The organism is Klebsiella pneumoniae complex sp. WS1778, from assembly GCF_049472055.1.
In the GTDB taxonomy this organism is placed as follows: domain Bacteria; phylum Pseudomonadota; class Gammaproteobacteria; order Enterobacterales; family Enterobacteriaceae; genus Klebsiella; species Klebsiella quasipneumoniae.
The window spans coordinates 603,194-626,004 of record NZ_JBKGTJ010000003.1 but is presented as its reverse complement, the minus strand read 5'-3'; the positions used below and the strand labels follow the sequence as shown (position 1 = coordinate 626,004).

21 protein-coding genes are annotated in these 22,811 nt (G+C 60.8%); 9 read left to right on the top strand and 12 right to left on the bottom strand.

Annotated elements, in window-relative coordinates:
- Positions 1-190 precede the first annotated feature (190 nt).
- The 3 genes from ascF (at position 191) to ACLEXF_RS17590 (ending at position 3,566) form a co-directional block, all read left to right on the top strand.
- Complete coding sequence (ascF, locus tag ACLEXF_RS17600) at positions 191-1,633, top strand: PTS cellobiose/arbutin/salicin transporter subunit IIBC (protein ID WP_048295440.1); 1,443 nt, start codon at positions 191-193, stop codon at positions 1,631-1,633.
- 26 nt (positions 1,634-1,659) lie between these two features.
- Positions 1,660-3,084, top strand: coding sequence for a 6-phospho-beta-glucosidase (locus tag ACLEXF_RS17595; RefSeq protein ID WP_023318986.1), 1,425 nt, complete (start codon positions 1,660-1,662; stop codon positions 3,082-3,084).
- A gap of 188 nt (positions 3,085-3,272) precedes the next feature.
- Complete coding sequence (locus tag ACLEXF_RS17590) at positions 3,273-3,566, top strand: SymE family type I addiction module toxin (RefSeq protein ID WP_043520702.1); 294 nt, start codon at positions 3,273-3,275, stop codon at positions 3,564-3,566.
- An 11-nt stretch (positions 3,567-3,577) separates the two neighbouring features.
- Here the strand turns inward: ACLEXF_RS17590 and hycI are convergent, their stop codons facing one another.
- The 9 genes from hycI to hycA form a co-directional block, all read right to left on the bottom strand.
- Complete coding sequence (gene hycI / locus ACLEXF_RS17585; RefSeq protein ID WP_017899636.1) at positions 3,578-4,048, bottom strand: hydrogenase maturation peptidase HycI; 471 nt, start codon at positions 4,046-4,048, stop codon at positions 3,578-3,580.
- Complete coding sequence (locus ACLEXF_RS17580; RefSeq protein WP_043520704.1) at positions 4,041-4,451, bottom strand: formate hydrogenlyase maturation HycH family protein; 411 nt, start codon at positions 4,449-4,451, stop codon at positions 4,041-4,043. Before ACLEXF_RS17580 ends, hycI begins: the two co-directional genes overlap by 8 nt.
- On the bottom strand, positions 4,448-5,215 hold the full coding sequence (locus tag ACLEXF_RS17575) for an NADH-quinone oxidoreductase subunit B family protein (protein WP_002914891.1): 768 nt from the start codon (positions 5,213-5,215) through the stop codon (positions 4,448-4,450). The genes ACLEXF_RS17580 and ACLEXF_RS17575 overlap by 4 nt, the downstream gene beginning before the upstream one ends.
- On the bottom strand, positions 5,215-5,757 hold the full coding sequence (locus tag ACLEXF_RS17570) for a formate hydrogenlyase complex iron-sulfur subunit (RefSeq protein ID WP_043520706.1): 543 nt from the start codon (positions 5,755-5,757) through the stop codon (positions 5,215-5,217). Before ACLEXF_RS17570 ends, ACLEXF_RS17575 begins: the two co-directional genes overlap by 1 nt.
- Before the next feature lie 9 nt (positions 5,758-5,766).
- Positions 5,767-7,476 (bottom strand): formate hydrogenlyase subunit HycE, encoded by a 1,710-nt coding sequence (hycE, locus tag ACLEXF_RS17565; RefSeq protein WP_004205649.1) that lies wholly within the window; start codon positions 7,474-7,476, stop codon positions 5,767-5,769.
- 17 nt (positions 7,477-7,493) lie between these two features.
- The gene (locus ACLEXF_RS17560) at positions 7,494-8,417 is read right to left on the bottom strand and encodes a respiratory chain complex I subunit 1 family protein (protein ID WP_004205648.1); all 924 of its coding nucleotides are present in this window, start codon (positions 8,415-8,417) and stop codon (positions 7,494-7,496) included.
- 2 nt (positions 8,418-8,419) lie between these two features.
- Positions 8,420-10,246 (bottom strand): formate hydrogenlyase subunit 3, encoded by a 1,827-nt coding sequence (gene hycC, locus ACLEXF_RS17555; protein WP_200927809.1) that lies wholly within the window; start codon positions 10,244-10,246, stop codon positions 8,420-8,422.
- Positions 10,243-10,851 (bottom strand): 4Fe-4S dicluster domain-containing protein, encoded by a 609-nt coding sequence (locus tag ACLEXF_RS17550; protein WP_004205646.1) that lies wholly within the window; start codon positions 10,849-10,851, stop codon positions 10,243-10,245. Before ACLEXF_RS17550 ends, hycC begins: the two co-directional genes overlap by 4 nt.
- A gap of 82 nt (positions 10,852-10,933) precedes the next feature.
- Positions 10,934-11,383: a formate hydrogenlyase regulator HycA gene (gene hycA / locus ACLEXF_RS17545; protein ID WP_004205645.1), complete on the bottom strand. Its 450-nt coding sequence runs from the start codon at positions 11,381-11,383 to the stop codon at positions 10,934-10,936.
- A 210-nt stretch (positions 11,384-11,593) separates the two neighbouring features.
- On the opposite strand from hycA, the gene hypA reads away from it, so the two are divergent.
- The 6 genes from hypA (at position 11,594) to flhA (ending at position 17,513) form a co-directional block, all read left to right on the top strand.
- A complete protein-coding gene (hypA, locus tag ACLEXF_RS17540) occupies positions 11,594-11,938 on the top strand; it encodes a hydrogenase maturation nickel metallochaperone HypA (RefSeq protein ID WP_004205644.1) in 345 nt (114 codons plus the stop codon).
- 3 nt (positions 11,939-11,941) lie between these two features.
- Positions 11,942-12,814, top strand: coding sequence for a hydrogenase nickel incorporation protein HypB (gene hypB / locus ACLEXF_RS17535; protein ID WP_004205643.1), 873 nt, complete (start codon positions 11,942-11,944; stop codon positions 12,812-12,814).
- The gene (locus ACLEXF_RS17530; RefSeq protein WP_043520714.1) at positions 12,805-13,077 is read left to right on the top strand and encodes a HypC/HybG/HupF family hydrogenase formation chaperone; all 273 of its coding nucleotides are present in this window, start codon (positions 12,805-12,807) and stop codon (positions 13,075-13,077) included. The genes hypB and ACLEXF_RS17530 overlap by 10 nt, the downstream gene beginning before the upstream one ends.
- Positions 13,077-14,198 carry a hydrogenase formation protein HypD gene (gene hypD / locus ACLEXF_RS17525; RefSeq protein WP_108433592.1) on the top strand — a complete coding sequence of 374 codons (1,122 nt, stop codon included), beginning with the start codon at positions 13,077-13,079 and terminating at the stop codon, positions 14,196-14,198. The genes ACLEXF_RS17530 and hypD overlap by 1 nt, the downstream gene beginning before the upstream one ends.
- A complete protein-coding gene (gene hypE / locus ACLEXF_RS17520; protein WP_004205640.1) occupies positions 14,195-15,205 on the top strand; it encodes a hydrogenase expression/formation protein HypE in 1,011 nt (336 codons plus the stop codon). Before hypD ends, hypE begins: the two co-directional genes overlap by 4 nt.
- 235 nt (positions 15,206-15,440) lie before the next feature.
- On the top strand, positions 15,441-17,513 hold the full coding sequence (gene flhA / locus ACLEXF_RS17515) for a formate hydrogenlyase transcriptional activator FlhA (protein WP_004205639.1): 2,073 nt from the start codon (positions 15,441-15,443) through the stop codon (positions 17,511-17,513).
- Between the two features lie 53 nt (positions 17,514-17,566).
- On the opposite strand, the gene ACLEXF_RS17510 is transcribed toward flhA, so the two are convergent.
- The 3 genes from ACLEXF_RS17510 to ACLEXF_RS17500 are packed head-to-tail and all read right to left on the bottom strand — an operon-like array spanning position 17,567 to position 22,561.
- Entirely contained in the window at positions 17,567-18,967 is a 1,401-nt protein-coding gene (locus ACLEXF_RS17510) for a glycoside hydrolase family 1 protein (protein WP_080841372.1), read from the bottom strand.
- 51 nt (positions 18,968-19,018) lie between these two features.
- Positions 19,019-21,211 (bottom strand): CBM35 domain-containing protein, encoded by a 2,193-nt coding sequence (locus tag ACLEXF_RS17505; RefSeq protein WP_043520719.1) that lies wholly within the window; start codon positions 21,209-21,211, stop codon positions 19,019-19,021.
- A 12-nt stretch (positions 21,212-21,223) separates the two neighbouring features.
- The gene (locus ACLEXF_RS17500) at positions 21,224-22,561 is read right to left on the bottom strand and encodes a maltoporin (RefSeq protein ID WP_004205637.1); all 1,338 of its coding nucleotides are present in this window, start codon (positions 22,559-22,561) and stop codon (positions 21,224-21,226) included.
- Positions 22,562-22,811: the final 250 nt, after the last annotated feature.

The following is a 22,811-nucleotide window of genomic DNA, read 5'->3' as shown; positions in this document are numbered from 1 at the left end:
GCACTCCCCTGCTCACCGCGACGATTAGCGATCAAAATCACAAAACTGAGATCATATTTTTTTATTTCTTGTGCAATCAAATGAAACTCACCATGATTTTGTGGAACCGGTTTCCTATAAAGCATGGTATCGCCCGGCGATGCGGCGCGGTAACAGATCAGTACCCTATTGATAAACAGGATAAAATCCGATGTCGAAAAATTATGCAGCCCTGGCGCAACAGATAGTCGCGGCATTAGGCGGAGTCGATAACGTCGTCGCCGTGACCCACTGCATGACTCGTCTGCGTTTCGTGGTCAAAGACAACGAACAGGTCGATAGCCCTACACTGAAAGGCCTGACCGGGGTGCTCGGCGTCGTGCGCAGCGATAACCAGTGCCAGGTGATCATCGGCAACACGGTCTCACAGGCCTATCGCGAGGTGGTGAATCTGCTGCCCGGCGACCTGCGCCCGGTCGAGCCGCAGGGCAAAGCGCCGGTCACCCTGAAACGCATCGGCGCCGGGATCCTTGACGCGCTGATCGGCACCATGTCGCCGCTGATCCCGGCGATTATCGGCGGATCGATGGTCAAGCTGCTGGCGATGATCCTTGAGATGAGCGGCGCGTTGCCGAAAGGCTCGCCGACGCTGACCCTCCTGACGCTTATCGGCGACGGCGCATTTTTCTTCCTGCCGCTGATGGTGGCCGCCTCCGCGGCGGTGAAATTCAAAACCAATATGTCGCTGGCCATCGCTATCGCCGGGGTGCTGGTGCATCCCGGGTTTATCGAATTAATGGCCAAAGCCGCTCAGGGCGAACACGTTGAATTTGCCTTTATCCCGGTGACCGCGGTGAAATACACCTACACGGTGATCCCGGCGCTGGTGATGACCTGGTGCCTGTCGTATATCGAACGCTGGGTGGATCGCATTACCCCGGCGGTGACGAAAAACTTCCTTAAGCCGATGCTGATCGTGCTGATCGCCGCCCCGCTGGCGATCCTGCTGATTGGCCCGCTCGGCATCTGGATCGGCAGCGCCATTTCCGCGCTGGTCTATACGATCCACAGCTATCTCGGCTGGCTGTCGGTGGCGATCATGGGCGGGCTGTGGCCGCTGCTGGTGATGACCGGCATGCACCGGGTCTTTACGCCGACCATCATTCAGACCATCGCCGAAACCGGCAAAGAGGGCATGGTAATGCCGTCGGAGATCGGCGCTAACCTGTCGCTCGGCGGCTCTTCGCTGGCGGTGGCGTGGAAAACCAAAAACCCGGAACTGCGCCAGACGGCGCTGGCCGCCGCGGCATCGGCGATTCTGGCCGGGATTTCCGAACCGGCGCTGTACGGCGTGGCGGTGCGCCTGAAACGCCCGCTGATCGCCAGCTTGATCAGCGGCTTTATCTGCGGCGCGGTGGCGGGTATCGCCGGACTGGCCAGCCACTCGATGGCGGCGCCGGGGCTGTTCACCAGCGTGCAGTTTTTCGATCCAGCCAATCCAATGACCATCGTCTGGGTGTTTGGCGTGATGGCGCTGTCGGTAGTGCTGTCGTTTGCCCTGACGCTGATCCTCGGCTTTGAAGATATTCCCGTTGAACAGGCCGCCGCCGACGCCCGAGCGCGCCAGGCCCAGGCCCAGGCAACCCACGCCTGAACACATCATTGATAACGAGGTAACGCATGGCGAGTTTCCCACAGGGATTTTTATGGGGCGGCGCACTGGCCGCCAACCAGTCTGAAGGCGCATGGCGCGAAGGGGGGAAAGGGATGGCCACCGTGGATACCCTCCCCCACGGCGCCCACCGTCTGCCGGTAAAATTAGGCCTGGAGAAGCGCTTCACGCTTCGCGAAGACGAATTCTACCCCAGCCACGAGGCGATCGATTTCTACCACCGCTACAAGGAAGATATCGCCCTGATGGCGGAGATGGGGTTCAGCGTCTTTCGCACCTCCATCGCCTGGAGCCGCCTGTTCCCGCGCGGCGACGAGCAGCAGCCGAATCCGCAGGGCATCGCCTTCTATCGCTCGCTGTTCGAAGAGTGCAAAAAGCACGGTATCGAGCCGCTGGTCACGCTGTGCCATTTTGACGTGCCGATGCACCTGGTAATGGAGTACGGCTCCTGGCGCAACCGCAAAATGGTCGATTTCTTTAGCCACTACGCCCGCACCTGCTTTGAAGCTTTTGACGGTCTGGTGAAATACTGGCTCACCTTCAATGAAATCAACATCATGCTGCACAGCCCCTACTCCGGCGCCGGTCTGGTGTTTGAAGAGGGAGAAAACCAGGAGCAGGTGAAGTATCAGGCCGCGCATCACGAGCTGGTGGCCAGCGCGCTGGCGACAAAAATCGCCCACGAGATAAACCCGCAAAATCAGGTCGGCTGCATGCTGGCGGGCGGTAATTTCTACCCTTACTCCTGCAAGCCGGAAGATGTCTGGATGGCGCTGGAGAAGGACCGCGAAAATCTGTTCTTTATTGACGTCCAGGCGCGCGGCGCCTACCCGGTGTGGGCCGCGCGGGTGTTCCGGGAAAAGGGGGTCACCATTGCGAAGCAGCCGGGCGATGACGAGATCCTCAAAAACACCGTCGATTTCGTCTCCTTTAGCTACTACGCCTCACGCTGCGCCTCGGCGGAGATGAACGCCAGCAACACCAATGCCGCCAATATCGTCAAGTCGCTGAAGAACCCGCACATTCCGGCCAGCGAATGGGGCTGGGGCATCGACCCGCTGGGTCTGCGCATCACCATGAACATGATGTACGACCGCTATCAGAAGCCGCTGTTCCTGGTGGAAAACGGGCTCGGCGCCCGGGACGAGATCGACGCCAGGGGCGAGATCAATGACGATTATCGTATCAGCTACCTGCGCGAGCACATCAAGGCGATGCGCGACGCCATCGGCGACGGTATTCCGGTGCTGGGTTACACCAGCTGGGGCTGTATCGATCTGGTCTCGGCGTCAACCGGCGAGATGAGCAAACGCTACGGCTTTGTCTATGTCGATCGCGACGACGCCGGCAACGGCACGCTGGCGCGCAAGCGTAAAAAGTCGTTCTTCTGGTACCAGAAGGTAATAGCCAGCAACGGCGCCGACCTCGACTAAGCGCGTCTCCGGCGCTCGCCCGTCTCCCTGCGCTGGCCGGGGGCCGGGGGACGGGCGTCTGCTTTCTGTTGCATCCATTACATGTTTTTTTCTCGAGCCTGATTCCAGTTTCTGGTTTGCCTCCCGTTCACAACAACTGGTATTTTATCCAGTATATTTTCAGGGGTATCTTCAGCAAGGAGCAAATCATGAACGCACAGCAGCCCCCCGCAGCCAGAGGGATCGTCAGGGCCATTCGCCAGTTAACCGTGGGTTATGTCAGAAAACGCCATGAGAACCGCAGAACGCGGGAGACGCGGCGCTACACCCGCCACGCGGCCCTGAGCCTGAACGGCGACTGGCTGGAGCAGGCGGGATTTCCGGTCGGCACGCAGGTCAGAGTTTCGGTGTCGCCCGGTAAATTAGTGATAGAGAATCTTGAGCTGGCGCCGCCGGTAACGGGGCTCCCGGCAGGCCAGTCGTGCGCCGTCGGGGAGCCCTGATCGCCGCAGGGTTAATCGTCTGCGGCCTCCAGCCGGGCAAAGCCGCCGTGGCCCTGCCAGCCTGCCAGCTGCTGGTATACCCGGGCAACGGCCTCTTTTACCGGCTGGGTCATCGGATAATAAAAACCGACGATATCCGGCTGAATGCCGAGGAAGATCACCTCGCCGACGTCCTCTTTCAGCTGATCGACCAGATAGTTGAGCGGCATGTTATGGGTGGTCATCATAAACATCTCGGCGATGTCGTCGGGGTCGATGACGCGAATGTCGCCGGGGTTAAGGCCCATGTCGGTGGCATCAACAATCAGCAGGCGTTCGGGGCGTAATTCACGGATCGCCACGATGTCGTTTTCCGGCGCGCTGCCGCCGTCGATGACCACCCACTGGCCGGCCGGGTTCGCCGCGCACATCTCCGCCAGCAGCGGGCCGGCGCCGTCGTCGCCCATCATGCTGTTGCCAACACAGAGTAAAACGTCAGTCACGTAATCTCCTCACCATCAGATAGATGGCGCTCTCCTGGTGAATATCATGCAGCATGCTGAGCATCGCTTTGCTCCACGCCTGCTGCTGCGGGGTCTGCGCGGACTGCGCTTTATCAAAGGCGTTGGCCAGCATTGCCACGTGGCTGCTGTCGATGACGATTTCGCCATACTTCGGCACGCCCTCCATTTTGCGCCGCGCGACGCTGCCGGCCTCAAGGGTGGCGATCCATGCCAGATACGCCTCCCACGGGCAGCTCAGCGCCGCCTCAAGACAGTCGATGACGCCGAGGTGGTGGCCAATCGCCAGGCTGTAATAGACCACCTGCTGCGCCTGATCCGGCGTGGCGTCGTTCTCATCAATAAATTTACGGCTCAGCTGACTGAACACCACCGTCTCGCTCATCGGATACGCGCCCCCTCAACCACCTGGTTGAGATGGGTGACGATCTCGGTCAGACGCGGATCTTTTTCCGCCTCCAGCCAGCGCAGCACCTGGCTGTCGCCCTGGCCAAGCAGACGCATATAGTCGTCAGCAATCTGCCGGCCATAGCGATAGCCCGCCAGACGCCGCGCTTCGCGGTCGATGCGCACCCGCAGGGGTTGCACCATATCGGCGTGCAGCAGCTCGGTCGGCTGTTCGTCAAGCTCGCCCGGCAGGCGGGCGTGAATTTTCTGCTCCAGCAGGCCGAGGGCCATGGCGAAGCCGTACAGGGTGGCGGCGGGCGTCGGCGGGCAGCCCGGAATATAGACATCGACCGGTACGATTTTATCGGTACCGCCCCAGACGCAGTACAGGTCGTGAAAGATGCCGCCGCTGTTGCCGCAGGCGCCGTAGGAGATACAGATCTTCGGATCCGGCGCCGACTGCCAGGCTCGCAGCGCCGGGGAGCGCATCGCGCGGGTCACCGCCCCGGTAAACAGCAGGATATCGGCATGGCGCGGCGAAGGCACAACCTTAATCCCGAAGCGTTCAGCGTCGAACAGCGGCGAAAGGGTGGCGAAGATTTCGATTTCGCAGCCGTTACAGCCGCCGCAGTCGACGCGGTAGACGTAGGCCGAACGTTTAATTTTCTTCAGCAGCGAGGCCTTCATGCTGGCGATGGATTCATCAACCGTCATTGGCACCGGAATGCCGTTTTCATCGCGCGGGCCAAGTAAAGTGCTCATCAGCTGGCCTCCCTTATGTGGCGGGTCAGTTCAATACGATCGGACGGCACCAGACATTTCTGGCGCTTGCATTCCGGGCAGGTTTCGAAGCTTTCGCGGTGCAGCTCGGCGCGGGTATCGCCGTTATGCTTGAGCAGCGCGATGGCGTAGTCGATCTCCTTCTGCACCGCGAACGGCCGCTGGCACTCCCGGCAGTGGCAGATAGAGAAGCGCGACTGCTGAAGGAAATCCTCTTTCTTCCACACCGCCAGCTCATACTCCGGCGACAGCTTAATCGCCGCCGTCGGGCAGACCTCTTCGCAGCGGCCGCAGAAGATGCAGCGCCCGAGGTTGAACTGCCACGCCAGCTGGTTAGTGGCCAGATCGGTCTCGACCGTCAGGGCGTTCGATGGGCAGGCATTCACGCAGGCCGCGCAGCCGATACACTGCTGCGGGTTATGCTCTGGCTTGCCGCGGAAGTTTTTATCTACCGGCATCGGCTCCAGCGGGTAGGCGTGCGTCGCGGAGCCGGTCTTAATGACTTTTTTAATAAAGGTAAACATGGCGATTCCTTATTTCAGCGGCGAGTTTTTACGCTCGATGCTATAGCGCTCCAGCTCTTTGTACGGCACCACTTTGCTCTTCTTCTTGCGTACATCGACCACGGTCATGCGGTCGGTACAGGAGTAGCACGGGTCGAGGCTGCCGATGATCAGCGGCGCATCGGAAACGGTATTGCCGCGCAGCATATAGCGGAGGGTCGGCCAGTTGGCGTAGGTCGCCGCCCGGCAGCGCCAGCGGTACAGTTTTTGGTTGTCGCCGGTCATGCTCCAGTGGATATCGTCGCCGCGCGGCGCCTCGGAGAAGCCCAGCGCGAAGCGGTGCGGGATATAGGTGAACCCTTCCACCATCAGCGGACCGCCGGGCAGGTTATCGAGACCGTAATCAATCATGTTCAGCGCGGTATAAACCTCGTTGATCCGCACCTTGAGGCGGGAGATCACGTCGCAGCCCTGCTCGCTGTGGACTTCCATCGGCAGCAGGCCGTAGCCGACGAACGGATGGTCGGCGCGGGTATCGCGGGCGTGGCCGCTGGCGCGCACCATCGGGCCAACGTTACTGAAGTCGCGGGCGATTTCCGGGTCCAGCCGGCCAATGCCGACGGTGCGCTGCTCCATGTTCGGGGTGCTGAGCAGCATATCCACCAGCTCCTGCACATCGCGACGCATCTGCTGCGCCAGCTGACGGGTCTGGATCATGTCCTCTTTCAGCAGGTCGCGGCGGATGCCGCCGATCAGGTTCAGACCGTAGGTTTTACGCGCGCCGGTGAGGATCTCCGCCATCTTCATCGAGGTTTCGCGCACGCGGAAGAACTGCATAAAGCCTGAGTCGAAGCCGGTGAAGTGGCAGGCCAGACCAAGGTTCAGGAGGTGCGAATGCAGGCGTTCCACCTCCAGCAGAATGGCGCGGATCATCTGCGCCCGCTCCGGCACCACGATGCCCATCGCGTTCTCCACCGAGGTGGTATAAGCGGTACTGTGGGCGAAGCCGCAGATGCCGCACACGCGGTCAGACAGGAAAGTCACTTCGTTATAACCCATGCGGGTTTCCGCCAGTTTCTCCATGCCGCGGTGGACATAGAACAGACGGTAATCGGCATCGATAATGTTCTCACCGTCAACGAACAGGCGGAAATGGCCGGGCTCATCGGAAGTGACGTGCAGCGGGCCGATCGGCACCACGTTGTTTTTCTTGCTGCCGAGCTCGTTGATGAACTCGTAGGTTTCGGCGTCGGTGGTCGGCGCCGGACGCTGGCGGTAGTCCATGCTGTCTTTACGCAGCGGATAGAGTTCGTCCGGCCAGTCGTCCGGCAGCACCAGCCGGCGTTCGTCCGGCAGGCCGACCGGCACCAGGCCGTACATGTCGCGCACTTCGCGCTCGCCCCACACCGCCGCCGGCACGCGCGGCGTCACCGACGGGTATTCCGGTTTGTTGGCGTCCACTTCCACGCGCACGGTGATCCAGCATTTGGTGCCCTGCTCCATCGACAGTACGTAATAGACCGCGTAGTGGCCGTTCAGCTTACGTTCATCGTTGCCGAACAGCACCGACAGCCAGCCGCCCTGCTGGTAGTAGAGAAACTCCACCACTTCCGGCAGGTAATTGACCTTCACGGTGATGGTTAACTGGTCTTTGGTCTGCCAGGCTTCGTCCAGCACCACGCCCGGAAAGGCCTGGTGCAGCGCCGCAAGATAGTGTTGACCGATTTTTTCTTCAGACATGCTCAAACTCTCTTAAATCACGCCACCAGCAAGGAGACGAAGGCTAAAAAGGCAAAACCAAACCCGGCCCAGGTGACGCGGGAGGTGGCACAAAAACGCAGACGCGCCATGCTGTTCTCGAACAGCGCGATGATCAGCACGCCCACCACCAGCTTGACGACGGCCACCACCAGCGCCAGCAGCAGGCCGCCGACGCTGAAGCTGGTCATCTGGCCCCACGGGAAAAAGACCCCGACAAACATCTGCAGCACCACCAGCTGTTTGAGGCTGATGCCCCACTTCAGGATGCCAAAGCCGCTACCGCTGTACTCGGAAAGCGGCCCCTCCTGCAGCTCCTGCTCCGCTTCCGCCAGATCGAACGGCAGTTTGCCCATCTCGATAAAGGTGGCGAAGGCGCAGGCGCACAGCGCCAGAATCAAGGGAATGCTGCGCGCTGCCGGCCAGTGATAAAGGGTATCGGTAATGGTGCTGATGTGCGTCGAGCCGGCGACCTGCGCGGCGACCCACAGGCCCAGCAGCAGGATCGGCTCCACCAGCACGCCGAGCATCGCTTCGCGGCTGCTGCCCAGCGCGGTAAATGGGCTGCCGGTGTCCAGACCGGAAATCGCGAAGAAGAAACGGGCGATGGCGAACAGGTAGATCAGGGTGATGAGATCCCCAAGCACCGGCAGCGGAGAGTCCACCGTCACCACCGGCAAGGCGGTGGCGATGGTCAGCATCACGCCCACCATGACGTACGGCGTCAGGCGGAACACCCAGCCCGAGGCGTCGGGACCGACGCTCTGGCGGCCCAGCAGTTTCAGGATATCCCGATACTCCTGCAGCACGCCCGGACCGCGGCGGTTATGCAGCCGCGCGCGGGCGACGCGAACGATCCCGGATAACAGCGGCGCGACGGCAAACAGCGCCAGCGCCTGTAGCAATGCAATTAACAAACTCATTCTCAGGCTCCTCGCGAAATGACAATCACCACCAGCACCGCCAGCTCAACCAGCGCCATTCCGCGCAGCAGCGCTGGCGCCGAGGCCGATCGCCAGCCCGGCACCAGACGCACCGGATTCAGCCAGTGACGCAGCTTCAGCAGCGGCGCAAAGGCCTCTTTCACCGGCATGGCGAAACCGTGGGCAGTGACCACCATCGACTGTTCGTGATCGTAGCCGCAGACCCAGGCCGCGCCGCGCGAGCGCGCCGCCAGGCGATCGCCTTTAAAGAAGATCATCAACAAGAACGGCAGCAGCGGGCAGGCGATAAGCAGCAGCGCGATCATCGGCTGCGACACCACGCTCGACACCTGGGCCTGCAGCGGGAAGGCACCGCTCACCAGCGGCAGCAGCCACGGCGCGGCGATGCCGCCAACGAGGCAGAAGACCGCCGCCATGACCACGCTCAGGGTCATCAGCCAGGGGGCGCAGGTGGCGTTTTCCGCTTCTTTGCTCCGCGGCGCGCCGAGGAAGGTGACGCCATAGACTTTGGCCATACACATCACCGCCAGCGCGCCGGTGATCGCCAGACCGACCGCCAGCAGCGGCCCCAGCAGACGGCCAATAAACAGGTCGCTGGTGCTCATTTTGAAGAAGGACTGGTAGATAACCCACTCGCCGGCGAAGCCGTTCAGCGGTGGCAGGGCCGCCATCGCCATCAGCCCCACCAGCATGGCGAGGGAGATCAGCGGCATTTTTTTACCGATGCCGCCCAGCTTCTCGATATCGCGATGGCCGGTGCGGAACCACACCGCCCCGGCGCCGAGGAACAGCGTAGTTTTGAACAGGCTGTGGTTAATCAGGTGATACATGCCACCGATGAAACCCAGCACCATCAACGTGCTGTTGCGGGTGGCCACGCCGGTGACGAAGGCGCCCAGCCCCAACAGGATAATGCCGATGTTCTCCAGGGTGTGATAGGCCAGCAGGCGCTGAATGTTATGTTCCATCAACGCATACAGACCGCCGATAAAGGCGGTGATCATCCCCAGCACCAGCAGCATCACGCCCCACCACAGCGGCGGCACGCCGCCGGCCAGCGAAATGGTTAACATGCCGTACAGACCGACCTTCATGACCACAGTGGAAAACAGCGCGGCGGCCGGCGCGCTGGCCCCGGCGTGCGCCTGCGGCGCCCAGCCGTGCAGCGGGATAGCCCCCGCAAGCAGGGCGAACCCCGCCAGCCCCGGCAGCCACAGCAGCGGGCTCTGCATCATATCCACCGCCTGAAGATTGATCTGCGCCAGCTCGAGGGTGCCGTAGGTCGACCACACCAGCCAGCAGGTCCAGGCCATCAGCAACGTGCCGAGACGACCCAGGGCAAACCACAGCTTGCCGGAGGCGGCGCAGCCGGTGAGAAACGCCGCGCAGAGCGCCATGATCTCCGCCATCACCACCAGCAAGCCGATATTGGTCACCACCACCGCACAGGTGGCGGCGGCCAGCAGCAGGTTGACCAGCAGGCCGTTGGCCTTCACCTGCGGGTGGCGATGCCAGCTAATGTTAAACAGCGACACCGGCAGCGCCGACAGGCCAATGGCCAGCAGCCACAGGGCGTTCACGCCGCCCACCCGCATCGTCAGATGGAGAAACTGCAGCATGCCGCCGTGGATCCGATCCGGCATCAACAGCGCGGCGCCGCCGGCAACCACCAGCATGGCGCTGGCCACCGCGCCGCCGATCCCGGCAATGGCGCCGCTGAGCGGTTTACGCATGGCAAACACAAAGGCCAGCACGGCGCTGGCGGCGTACCATGTCACCGCCTGATTGACTAATCCAATTACACTCATTCCCTCTCCCCCTGTTGCGCCTGGAACAGCGACAAGTCGCCAAGGTCGGTATTAAAGGTCAGCTGGCGTTTACGCTTGCTGGCCAGGGCGATATCACGGCTATCCACCAGCATCAGCGCTTTGGTCGGACAGGTCCGCACGCAGGCCGGACCCTGGTCATCGAAGTGGCAGAGGTCGCATTTCACGGCAATGGCGCGCACCCCAGGCACCCAGTCGAGCAGCGAGCTGACGCGGGCCGGCGCCGGCGGCGCGGGGGGCGCCAGTCGGGTATTGGCATTGGCCGGAATATCCAGCGGACGGCTGCCAGAAAATTCGATCGCGCCAAACGGGCAGGCGATGCCGCACAGTTTGCAGCTTACGCACAGGCTCTCGTTGAGCTGGACAGCGCCATCGACGCGCTGGATGGCGTTAACCGGACAGACAGCGGCGCAGGGGGCGTCTTCGCAGTGGTGGCACATCTGCGGTGCCGATTCTTTTTCATTACGCATCACCTGCAGCCGCGGCATCGCCTGCAGGCCATGCTGGCGATGCGTCTCAGAGCAGGCGGCTTCGCAGGTGCGGCAGCCGATACAGACAGTGGAGTCAGCAATTACAAAACGGTTCACCGGGTCATCCTCGGGTGAAAGTCACTTTTGACGAAATCAGGTTGCGCAGGTGTCATTTTCGACACATGTCGACACCTTGCGATCAGTGGGTCAGAGCCAGATGGCTTAAGTCCACCGGTTGGTCTTGCTCCATGGCGTCGTACAGACGGTCATAGACGGTGGCGATAATCGCCAGATAGTGCTCCAGCACCTGGTCGCGGGAGCGGTTGCTGATCCGCCCGTCCACCGTGCCATCCGCGGCGAGCGTGGCCTGAGCAATCAGATACTTATCACCGCCGCCTTTGTTTTCGACGTAGTATTCGATGGTGTGGCTGTTGAAGCCTTCCGCCAGGGCGACGAACACCTGAAAATGGCCGAACAGCACGAAGCACAGCTCTTTGTCCGGCGCGCAGCTCATCGCGTGATGCAGGCGGGCTTTCGACAGGGTGATCCCCTGAACCAGCGAGTTACAGTAGATATGCCACTGCTCCTGCTGCTGCCGGTGACGGTCGGCGATGTAATCCGCCTTTTCACTTATTTCCCAAATAGTCATATCGGTTTCTCCGTAGCATGAGATGCACCGTTTAAGCATTTTCCGTGCCACATTTTATTTATTTGATTTAATTATGTTTTTATATTTATATCCTGCCGACGCGACATGTCGATGACAGCCCCGGCGCGTCGTCATCGACATTTCCCACCGCCATGAGTCTGTTCTGGCATCGTTATTGCATAAAAGGCGCATCGCGATACGGAGGCGACTATGCACGAAATCACCCTCAGCCAGCGGGCGCTGGAAATTATTGAACAACAGGCGCAGCAGGCCGGCGCGCGACGGGTGACCGGCGTGTGGCTTAAGGTCGGGGCATTTTCCTGCGTCGAAGCCAGCGCCCTGACCTTCTGCTTTGAGCTGGTCTGCCGCGGCACGCTGGCGGAGGGGTGTGAACTGCATATCGCCGAACAACAGGCTGAATGCTGGTGCGAACGCTGTCAGCAGTACGTCCATCTTGTCTCGCAGCACGTCCGCCGCTGCCCGCACTGCAATAACGACCAGCTACAGATCGTGGCGGATGACGGCTTACAGATTCAGCGTTTAGAATTGGAGTAAATTATGTGTACGACATGCGGCTGTGGCGAAGGCAACCTCTATATTGAAGGAGACGAACGAAACCCGCATTCCGCGTTCCGCAGCGCCCCCTTCGCGCCCGCCCCACGCCAGACGATGACCATCACCGGCGTCAAAACTGACCACTTCGCCCCCACCCGCACGACAGAGGGCGATCTGCATTACGGCCATGGCGAAGCGGGGACTCACGCCCCGGGCCAGAGCCAGCGGCGGATGCTGGAAGTGGAAATCGACGTGCTGGATAAAAACAACCGCCTGGCGGCGCGCAACCGCGCGCGCTTTGCGGCAAAGCAGCAGCTGGTGCTGAATCTGGTTTCCAGCCCCGGCTCCGGCAAAACCACCCTGCTCACCGAAACCCTCACCCGGCTGAAAGGGCGTGCCGACTGCGCGGTGATCGAAGGCGACCAGCAAACGGTCAATGACGCCGCCCGCATTCGCGCCACCGGCACTCCGGCGATCCAGGTCAACACCGGGAAAGGCTGCCATCTCGACGCCCAGATGATCGCCGACGCCGCCCCGCGACTGCCGCTGGCTGACCACGGCATTCTGTTTATTGAAAACGTCGGCAACCTGGTCTGCCCGGCGAGCTTTGATCTCGGCGAACGCCATAAGGTGGCGGTGCTGTCGGTCACCGAAGGCGAAGACAAGCCGCTGAAGTATCCGCATATGTTCGCCGCCGCCAGCCTGATGCTGCTCAACAAAGTCGACCTGCTGCCGTATCTCAACTTTGACGTGGATAAATGCCTGGCCTGCGCCCGCGAGGTCAATCCGCATATTGAAATTATCCTCCTCTCCGCCACCAGCGGCGAAGGCATGGACCAGTGGCTCACCTGGCTGGAGACGCAACGATGTGCATAGGCATTCCGGGACAAATTTGCGCCATCGACGGCGTGCTGGCGAAGGTGGAAGTCTGTGGCATTCAGCGCGACGTTGACCTGACGCTGGTGGGCGCCGTTGACGACCAGGGTCAGCCGCGTCTCGGCCAGTGGGTGCTGGTGCACGTCGGGTTCGCCATGAGCGTGATTAATGAAGACGAAGCGCGCGATACTCTCGAGGCGCTGCAAAATATGTTTGACGTGGAGCCGGACGTCGGCGCCCTGCTGTACGGCGAGGAGCGATAATGCGTTACGTTGACGAATACCGCGCCCCCGAGCAGGTCATGCAGCTGGTGGCCCATCTTCAGCAGCGTGCCCATCTGCTGCCGCACACCGCGCAGCGTCCGCTGCGCATTATGGAGGTCTGCGGCGGCCATACTCATGCCATTTTTAAATTCGGGCTCGACCAGCTGTTGCCGGAGAATATCGAATTTATTCATGGGCCCGGCTGCCCAGTGTGCGTCCTGCCGATGGGGCGCATCGACGCCTGCATTGAGATTGCCAGCCGCCCGGGGGTGATCTTCTGTACCTTCGGCGACGCCATGCGCGTGCCGGGCAAAAACGGCTCACTGCTGCAGGCGAAAGCCAGCGGCGCCGATGTTCGCATCGTTTACTCGCCGATGGACGCCCTGCGGCTGGCGCAGCAAAACCCGCAGCGTGAGGTGGTCTTTTTCGGTCTCGGTTTCGAAACCACCATGCCCGCCACCGCCCTCACCCTGCGTCAGGCGCGGGAGCGCAACGTCGAAAACTTCTTCTTTTTCTGTCAGCACATCACCCTGCTGCCGACCCTGCGCAGTCTGCTGGATCAGCCGGACAACGGTATCGACGCCTTTCTCGCCCCCGGCCACGTCAGTATGGTGATCGGCACCGAAGCCTACGGCTTTATCGCCAGCAACTATCATCGCCCGTTAGTGGTCGCCGGTTTCGAACCGCTTGATCTACTGCAAGGCGCGGTGATGCTGGTTGAGCAGACAATAGCGCAGCGTAGCGAAGTGGAAAATCAGTACCGTCGCGTGGTGCCGGATGCCGGCAACCCGCTGGCACAGGCGGCGATGGCCGACGTGTTTTGCCTTGATGGCGACAGCGAATGGCGCGGTCTGGGGGTCATCAGCGACTCCGGCGTGCACCTCACGCCGGCCTATCAGCGCTTCGATGCCGAGGCCCATTTCCGCCCGGCGCCGCAGCGCGTGTGCGACGACCCGCGCGCCCGCTGCGGCGAGGTGTTGACCGGTCGCTGTAAACCGCACCAGTGCCCGCTCTTCGCCAGCACCTGCAATCCGCAAAGCGCCTTTGGCGCGCTGATGGTCTCCTCGGAAGGGGCCTGCGCCGCCTGGTATCAATATCGCAGTCAGGAATATGAAGCATGAAAAGCGTCCAGTTAGCCCACGGTAGCGGCGGTCAGGCAATGCAGCAGCTGATCGGCGACCTGTTTATGCAGGCTTTCGCCAACCCCTGGCTGGCGGAGCAGGAGGATCAGGCGCGCCTCGATCTGGCGGCGCTTGCCGCTCAGGGGGATCGCCTCGCCTTCTCCACCGACAGCTATGTGATTGACCCGCTGTTCTTTCCCGGCGGCAATATCGGCAAGCTGGCCGTCTGCGGTACCGCCAACGACGTGGCGGTCAGCGGCGCCATCCCGCGCTATCTCTCCTGCGGGTTTATTCTCGAAGAGGGGCTGGAGATCACTACCCTGGAAGCGGTGGTCGCCAGCATGGCCGATACCGCTCGGGCGGCAGGGATCGCCATCGTCACCGGCGATACCAAAGTGGTGCCGCGCGGCGCGGCGGATAAGCTGTTTATCAACACCGCCGGCATCGGCGCCATCCCGGCGGACGTTCGCTGGGGGACGCAGCAGATCAGCGCCGGCGATGTGCTGCTGGTCAGCGGCACGCTGGGGGATCATGGCGCCACCATCCTTAATCTGCGTGAGCAGATGGGGCTCGACGGCGCGCTGTCCAGCGACTGCGCGGTGCTGACGCCGCTGATCCAAACCCTGCGGCCGCTGCGCGGCGTAAAAGCCCTGCGCGACGCCACCCGCGGCGGCGTCAACGCCGTCGCCCATGAGTTCGCCGTCGCCAGCGGCTGCGGCATTGAACTGCACGAGGCGAAGCTGCCGGTCAACGACACCGTGCGCGGGGTCTGCGAGCTGCTCGGGCTGGACGCCCTGAACTTCGCCAATGAAGGCAAGCTGGTGATCGCCGTCGCCCGCGAAGAAGCGGAAAATGTACTGACGCATCTACGGTCTCACGCCCTGGGATGCGAGGCGGCGATAATCGGCGAGGTGGTCGCCCGCCCGGGGGTGCGTTCCGTCGGGCTGTACGGCGTGAAGCGGACGCTCGATCTTCCCCACGCCGAGCCGCTGCCGAGAATTTGTTAACGACGGCGTCGGGGCCCGGTTAGCGGCTGGCGCCTTATCCGGCTACAAAACTGCGCGCACTTGTAGCCCGGCTAAGCGCAGCGTAAGCCGGGAAAAGCCAGCATGAGTATCCCGCCCAAACCAGCGGGCGCCCACGGATGGGTTAACGGCGGTCAAAACCGCCTTATTAACATACTATTATTTGTACCATCATTTTCTTATGCGCCGCGTTGCCGGCGCGTTTTGGATGTAAGCCATGTCGTATACACCGATGAGCGATCTCGGCCAGCAGGGTCTGTTTGATATCACCCGGCTTTTATTACAGCAGCCCGATCTGGCTGCGCTGAGCGAAACCCTGACCCGCCTGGTGCAACAGTCCGCGCTGGCCGACGAAGCGGCCATTATCCTGTGGAACGCAGGCAACCACCGCGCGGCCAGATACGCCTGCGATGAGGCAGGCCAGCCGGTGAGCTACGAAGATGAAACCGTGCTCGCCCACGGCCCTGTACGCCGCTTACTCTCCCGGCCGGATGCCCTGCATTGCGATCATGAGACCTTTGCCGACACCTGGCCGCAGCTTATCCGCAGCGGGATCTATCGCCCGTTCGGGTACTACTCGCTGCTGCCGCTGGCGGCCGACGGGCGGATCTTCGGCGGTTGCGAATTTCTGCGTCGTGACAACCGGCCATGGAGCGAGAAAGAGTTCCAGCGGCTGCATACCTTTGCGCAGATCGTCGCCGTGGTCACCGAGCAGATTCAGAACCGGGTCAGCAACAACGTCGATTACGATCTGCTGTGCCACGAGCGCGACAACTTTCGCATCCTGGTGGCGATCACCAACGCGGTCCTCTCGCGTCTGGATATCGACGAGCTGGTCAGCGAGGTGGCGAAAGAGATCCATCGCTACTTCCGGATCGATGCCATCAGCGTAGTGCTGCGCAGCAACCGCAAAGGGAAGCTCAACATCTATTCCACCCACTATCTTGACGCCAGCCATCCGGTTCACGACCAGAGCGAGGTGGATGAAGCCGGCACCCTCACCGAGCGGGTGTTCAAAAGCAAAGAGATGCTGCTGCTTAACCTGCACGAGCATGACACTCTCGCGCCGTACGAGAAAATGCTCTTCGAGATGTGGGGCAACAAGATCCAGACCCTGTGCCTGCTGCCGCTGATGTCCGGCAACACCCTGCTCGGCGTGCTGAAGCTGGCGCAGTGCGACGAACAGGTGTTTACCACCACCAATCTCAAGCTGCTGCGGCAGATCGCCGAGCGGGTGTCGATCGCTATCGATAACGCCCTCGCCTACCGCGAAATTCAGCGCCTGAAAGAGCGACTGGTGGATGAGAACCTCGCCCTCACCGAGCAGCTCAACAATGTCGAGAGCGAATTCGGGGAGATCATCGGCCGCAGCGAGGCGATGAACAATGTGCTCAAGCAGGTCGAGATGGTGGCTCACAGCGACAGCACCGTGCTGATCCTCGGCGAAACCGGCACCGGTAAAGAGCTTATCGCCCGCGCCATTCATAACCTCAGCGGACGAAACAGTCGGCGGATGGTGAAGATGAACTGCGCCGCGATGCCCGCCGGGTTGCTGGAGAGCGATCTGTTCGGCCACGAACGCGGCGCGTTTACCGGGGCCAGCGCCCAGCGTATCGGCCGCTTCGAACTGGCGGACAAAAGCTCCCTGTTCCTTGATGAAGTGGGCGATATGCCGCTGGAGCTGCAGCCCAAGCTGCTGCGCGTCCTCCAGGAGCAGGAGTTCGAACGCCTGGGGAGCAACAAGCTGATCCAGACCGACGTCCGACTGATCGCCGCCACCAACCGCGATCTCAAGCAAATGGTTATCGATAGGGAATTCCGCAGCGATCTCTACTACCGGCTCAACGTGTTCCCGATCCACCTGCCGCCGCTGCGCGAGCGTCCCGACGACATCCCGCTGCTGGTGAAGGCGTTTACCTTCAAAATCGCCCGCCGCATGGGACGCAATATCGACAGCATCCCGGCGGAAACCCTGCGCACCCTGACGCGCATGGAGTGGCCGGGCAACGTGCGCGAACTGGAAAACGTCATCGAACGGGCGGTCCTGCTGACCCGCGGCAACGTGCTGCAGCTCTCCCTGCCGGAGCGGGATATCGTCGAGCCTCCGCGGTCACCAGAGGTCCTGCCTGAGGAAGGCGAAGATGAATATCAACTGATCGTCCGGGTGCTGAAGGAGAGCAACGGCGTGGTGGCCGGGCCGAAGGGCGCTGCCCAGCGGCTGGGGCTGAAGCGCACCACGCTCCTGTCGCGCATGAAGCGGCTGGGCATTAATAAAGACGAACTGGTGTAGCCTCGCACGCTCCCTCTTTGCGCGCCGCCAGGAGGGAGCGCTGGCGCAGCGCGCTATTTGTCGCGGGTAAAACCGTTGCTGGTCGCCAGTTCGGCAAACCACAGCGCATTGCGTTTTATCTGTCGCTCGCCAGTCTCCAGATCCAGTCGCCAGAAGCCGTAGCGCCGTTTGAAGGCATTGATCCACGACCAATTGTCGATAAACGTCCACTGGTGCACGCCAAAGCAGTTCGCGCCGTCGGCAATGGCGCGGTGCAGCTGCACCAGATGCTCTTCCATCAGTTGAATGCGGAAAGTATCGTCTATGACCCCGTCCGCCCCGGGCTCTCCCTCTGATTGTCGATCCATCGCGATACCGATTTCCGCGAGATACCACTTAATATTGCCGTAGTTTTCACGAATATTGGCGGCAATGTCGTAAATAGCCTGCGGCAGGATCTCGTTGTTATCACGATAGGGGTTAAAGCGGCCCTGCGGGTTCACCGCGTTTTCGAAATAGTATTCCGGGGTGAAATAATCGAGGTCATATTCGCTCTCACGCGCTTTTACCCGCCGCGGCACGTAATAGTTCACCCCAAGAAAATCGATCTCCGCGCTGAGGATCAACGCCACGTCGTCTTTGCTGGTCGTCGGCAGGCAGTCGTGGGCGGCGAGGATCTCGCACAGCGCTTTAGGGAATTCATGTTTTACCAGCGGGTCAAGGAAGCTGCGGTTAAAAAACAGGTCGGCATACCAGGCGGCCTTTTTATCCGCGTCGCTGTCGGTGAGCGTATAGCTCGGAGTCAGGTTGAGCACCACGCCGATCTCGCCCGCCAGCGCCAGTTCACGATAAGCCGTTACCGCTTTGGCATGCGCCAGCATAATGTTAAACGCCACCTGCGCCGCCAGCCGGCCATCTTTCTTACACGGATAGTGGAAGTCGTACAGGTAGCCTCCCTCAACCGGTACAATCGGCTCGTTGAAGGTTATCCAGTATTTAACCTTATGGCCAAACAGGTTAAAGGCGGTGCGGGCAAAGCGGGCAAACAGCTCTGCTACGTGCGCCGATTCAAAGCCACCGTACTGTTTCTGCAGCACCTCCGGCATATCAAAATGGTAGAGATTGATCATCGGCTCAATGCCGTTGGCGATCATCTCATCAAGATAGGCGTGATAAAAACGCACCGCGTCCGGGTCCGGCGCGCCGGTTTCAAAATCCGCGATCAGTCGTGACCACTGAATCGAGGTTCGAAACGAGTTGAAGCCGGTCTGTTTCATCAGCGCCACGTCCTGCGGATACTGATGATAAGTATCACACACGGTTTGCGGCCCTACCTGTTGATAAAATCGCTCCGGCTGTTCAGCAAACCAGCTGTCCCAGATGGAACGATGGCGCTTATTGGTGACCCCTTCCGTTTGCGGGCCGGACGCCGCCGCCCCCCACAGAAACCCTTGCGGAAACTGATACTGCTGCATAACCTCTCCTTTCGAAAAAAGGCTGCGCCCGTCTGGCGCAGCCTGAGCGTACTACTCCGCGACCACTTCGATCGATTTAATAAACATATAGCCCCAGTCGCCGGCGAAGCGGCCGAAGTCAACCTGATTGCTCCCCGCTTTCAGCGTTACGGGTATCCGCAGCTGCTGGCCCTGCTCATCCGTCTGCGGGAAGGCCACGGCCTGCGGAGCGCCCCCGTTGACGACAAACGAGTTCTGCTTGCCGCCCCATTTGCCGTTGAAGGTTACGTTGAGCTGGAACTGACCGCTCCACGGCGCCTGCACCTGCCAGCTGATCTTATCCCCCTCGCTGGCAAATGGGCCGAGAAAACCGTCCTCGCCAACTGCCAGCGCGTCTTTATCACTCTTCATTACCGTCAGGCGCCCCTCAGCCACGCCATAGACTTTGCCGTGATAACGACAGAAATCCGCCGGCGCCTTCCCCGTCGCCTCGCCCACCGTCACGGTCACGGTTTTGCTGCTTTTCAGCAGCCCATCGTCGGCAGTGAACGTCAGCGCATAGGTGCCTGGCGCCGTGAACCAGGCCCGGGTTTGCGGCCGATCGGCATGGCAGAAATGTACCTGTCCGTCGCCGGCGTGCTGCCAGCCCACTTTCACCTCTCGCGACGGCAGGCCATCGTCCTGCCAGTTGGCCGTAAGCTCGACGCCCTGGTCCTGAGTGGTAGTTAAGGCGGGTTCCAGCGTGATAGCCGGCGGCTGATTCACCTCACTATGCTTCACGCTAATCACATTGGAAGGGGCAGAACGACCGCTCTCGTTTTTCGCCGTCACCCGGTAGTAGTACGTCCGCCCGAGCTGAAGCTGACGATAATCGTCGCGGAACAGAACCATGGTTTCCGGGTTCCATTCGTTAACGCCATCGGATATATCCCGGCCCACCACCGTCCACGGCCCGGTCGGCGAGCCAGCGCGTTCGACATCGTAGCTACGTCCTACCGCGGCACCCATCCAGTTGATCGCGAAGGGCGAGGTGGTCTCGCGCAGCAGAGGCGCGTCCGGCTTCGGCAGCGGCGCCATCCTCTGCTGTCCGGCCATCTGCGCTGCGGCGGTGCGCACCAGATCGACCACCGCCTGCTCCTGGTTCGCTTCGCCTTCTTTTGCAAACCCCGGCAGGTGGTAGCTGTAGTGTCCGGTCGACTCCTTATGCCAGTAGAAGCCGCCGTCGTGACGATGGCCGCGGAAGCCCCAGATAAGCCCCCCGGCGGCTTGCGCCCCGTTGACCTCGCTGTGAACAATCGACTGCATAATGGCGTTCAGCTGATCCGCCGGCAGCAAGCCAAACTCGCCGACGAGATAGACTTTTTGCCCGCCGACGGCGCGTAGATCCTGCGTCACCTGCCCGGGATGGTTATTATCGGCGTTGGTGTAATAGTGATTACTGACGATATCCACATTGGGGTCAGTCAACGCAAAAGAATTGATTTTCTTATAGGTGCCATCCATCACCAGCTGGTTGGGAGCCCACTTTTTAATCCACGCCGCGGTCTGCTGCAGAAAATCGGCATTGGTATCCTCCAGCTCGTTACCGGTCTCCCAGGCCATGATCGCCTTCTCATCAAAATAGGCGCGGCCGGTGACGGTATTTGTCCGGGTGATGACCTGACGGATCACATCCAGATAGGCTTTGAAGGTCTTGCTATCGGTACGATAAAAGTCTTCCGCTTTTTCGTGGTAGAACGCCGCCAGCTGCTCGCGCCCGCCCCACCACCACCAATGGTCGATAAAGGGCAGGATCAGACGCAATCCCTGTTTATCCGCTTCGGCAATCATGTTGTCATACACCCGCATGGCTTTCTCATTCAGCCGCGGCATGCCGTCCGCCGTTTCCGGCGCGAGAATATGGGTCTCGCGGCCGCAGGCCTTGTCAAACTCCTGCTGCACCGACAGCACGTAGACGCGCTGGGCTTTCGCCCCGGTTTGCACCATCGCCTGGATCCAGTTTTGCTGCTCCTGGGCCGTCGGCCATTTAAAGTATTGCCCCCAGCCGCGCGGGTCTGCCCTGCAGGGGCCGCGGGCGTCGTCTTCAATGCGGTGCAGCTCCGGCGCGTGGATCCCGGCGAAGCGAAACACCTTATCGCCATCCTTGAGAGCGGCGCCGTCGCGAGTGATAAAGTGTTCAAAATGCGAGCGCTCGGCGGCCAACGCCCCGCCGGCCCCCAGCGCGGACAGCAGCCCCATTAGCAGCAGGTTTTTCATCGGCTTCATCGCTGTCTCTCCTTAGAACCAGACTTCGGCCTGTACGCCGAAGTTAACGGTGTCGGTTGAGCCACTGCGGGAATAACCGCCGGCGGTGATGGTATTGGTATCCCAGTTGTAGTTGCCGTCCAGCGCATCGGAGACACCTTTGTCCCACTTCGCGTAGGTGACGAAGAAACGCAGCTGCGGGCGCGCCCAGAAGCCGGAGTCAAAGGTCAGCGTTGGCGCAACGGTGACTTTGGTCAGGCCGCCTTTGCCTTTGCCGTTAACCCCTTTGTAGTTTTTGTCATCCAGGTATTCGTAGCCCAGCTCGTACTGCATGGCAAAGTTGCGGGTGATCTGATGATAGGGGCGGATACCGGCGACCCACATCGAGCGTCCCCAGCCATTGTCATCTTCCGTCCACCAGCGGTAGTTTTTATCCTTCTGCCAGAAGGCGAAGGTGGAGATTTCCAGATCGCCCATCGAGGCCACGCTATCCAGCACCACCCGCCAGGACTGGGTGTTTTCCAGATTGGCCCAGCCCCAGCCGTTTTTACCCAGCGAATCGCCCGCCGCCAGCCCTTTGCCGTACTGCAATGCGAGGCGGGAGTACCCCCCGGTGAGGCCATAAAAACCGTCAAAGTTATAAATACCGGTCACGCCATAGCCCTTTTCGGCGGAAGTCGGATGTTTTTCGTTACGGTTCATGTGGTGGCCGATCAGCTCCAGATCGAAGCCTGTCCCGGCGATCTTTTTCAGCCACAGGTTGAGGGAGTAATCATCCGGGTAGCCCTGATCTCCCTTATCCACCGGGTAGGCTTTGGTTTCATCGGTGGGCGAAAAGGCGTAGACCCCGGCGTCGAAGCGGGCGAAGCCCAGATCCATGTTATCGAAGCCGCCGCCGGTGCCATTGTATTGAATGTACTCCCAGTCAAACTGATGGCTGGAAGTGTTGGAGCTGCTGTAGCGCTTACCGGCCCAGAAAGTCATTTCCGGCGCAAAATCCAGATTGCTCAGCTCGGCGAACCCTTCACGAAACTGCACATCATGGCCATCGTCATCCTGACAGTTCCAGTCGGAGGTGCATTTCGACTGGTGAGTGAGGTTGGCCTGCACTTTCGCCACCACGCCGCTGTCCGCCGTCAGCGTTACGGTGGGGATCAGTTCGATCTTGGTGTCTTCTTCGTTGCCCAGTCGCCACTTGCCGTCCGGCATCAGGCCGACGGAGTCCGCGCGGTTGCCATCAGAATTGGCAAGGATCCCGGAGCGAATATAGCCATGCAGCGCAAAATCATACTTCGGATCGGCGCAGGCCAGGCTGCTGGTCCCGGCCAGCGAGAGGAGAGCCAGAGGTATTGAGTGTTTCAGCTTTATCATTATTTTTTTCCCACGTTATGTTTGTTAACACGAACCGATAACGGAGGGGAAATTTACGGATCAAAAATGGAAATGTACATCCACTAATGGAAAGCGCTTTCCATAATTGCCTATCTGGTTCACAAAATTCGCTCTGCGACGAATATATTCGTGAGACTGATCACATAAAATAACAAGAATACCGCCGGAAGCCGGCAGCAGAGCGGAAGAAAGAGAAAGTGAACAGGTGCCGTCGGGGGATAAGCCGCCG

Excerpts from the sequence above, each read along its gene's own strand:
- ACLEXF_RS17560 (WP_004205648.1), bottom strand. The coding sequence starts at position 8,417 with ATGAGTTTGTTAATTGCATTGCTACAGGCGCTGGCGCTGTTTGCCGTC.
- ACLEXF_RS17595 (WP_023318986.1), top strand. The coding sequence starts at position 1,660 with ATGGCGAGTTTCCCACAGGGATTTTTATGGGGCGGCGCACTGGCCGCC.
- hypE (WP_004205640.1), top strand. The coding sequence starts at position 14,195 with ATGAAAAGCGTCCAGTTAGCCCACGGTAGCGGCGGTCAGGCAATGCAG.
- hypD (WP_108433592.1), top strand. The coding sequence starts at position 13,077 with ATGCGTTACGTTGACGAATACCGCGCCCCCGAGCAGGTCATGCAGCTG.
- ACLEXF_RS17575 (WP_002914891.1), bottom strand. The coding sequence starts at position 5,215 with ATGAGCACTTTACTTGGCCCGCGCGATGAAAACGGCATTCCGGTGCCA.
- ascF (WP_048295440.1), top strand. The coding sequence starts at position 191 with ATGTCGAAAAATTATGCAGCCCTGGCGCAACAGATAGTCGCGGCATTA.
- ACLEXF_RS17570 (WP_043520706.1), bottom strand. The coding sequence starts at position 5,757 with ATGTTTACCTTTATTAAAAAAGTCATTAAGACCGGCTCCGCGACGCAC.
- ACLEXF_RS17590 (WP_043520702.1), top strand. The coding sequence starts at position 3,273 with ATGAACGCACAGCAGCCCCCCGCAGCCAGAGGGATCGTCAGGGCCATT.
- ACLEXF_RS17530 (WP_043520714.1), top strand. The coding sequence starts at position 12,805 with ATGTGCATAGGCATTCCGGGACAAATTTGCGCCATCGACGGCGTGCTG.
- hypA (WP_004205644.1), top strand. The coding sequence starts at position 11,594 with ATGCACGAAATCACCCTCAGCCAGCGGGCGCTGGAAATTATTGAACAA.
- ACLEXF_RS17505 (WP_043520719.1), bottom strand. The coding sequence starts at position 21,211 with ATGAAGCCGATGAAAAACCTGCTGCTAATGGGGCTGCTGTCCGCGCTG.
- hycC (WP_200927809.1), bottom strand. The coding sequence starts at position 10,246 with ATGAGTGTAATTGGATTAGTCAATCAGGCGGTGACATGGTACGCCGCC.
- hypB (WP_004205643.1), top strand. The coding sequence starts at position 11,942 with ATGTGTACGACATGCGGCTGTGGCGAAGGCAACCTCTATATTGAAGGA.
- hycA (WP_004205645.1), bottom strand. The coding sequence starts at position 11,383 with ATGACTATTTGGGAAATAAGTGAAAAGGCGGATTACATCGCCGACCGT.
- hycE (WP_004205649.1), bottom strand. The coding sequence starts at position 7,476 with ATGTCTGAAGAAAAAATCGGTCAACACTATCTTGCGGCGCTGCACCAG.
- ACLEXF_RS17580 (WP_043520704.1), bottom strand. The coding sequence starts at position 4,451 with ATGAGCGAGACGGTGGTGTTCAGTCAGCTGAGCCGTAAATTTATTGAT.
- ACLEXF_RS17510 (WP_080841372.1), bottom strand. The coding sequence starts at position 18,967 with ATGCAGCAGTATCAGTTTCCGCAAGGGTTTCTGTGGGGGGCGGCGGCG.
- ACLEXF_RS17500 (WP_004205637.1), bottom strand. The coding sequence starts at position 22,561 with ATGATAAAGCTGAAACACTCAATACCTCTGGCTCTCCTCTCGCTGGCC.
- flhA (WP_004205639.1), top strand. The coding sequence starts at position 15,441 with ATGTCGTATACACCGATGAGCGATCTCGGCCAGCAGGGTCTGTTTGAT.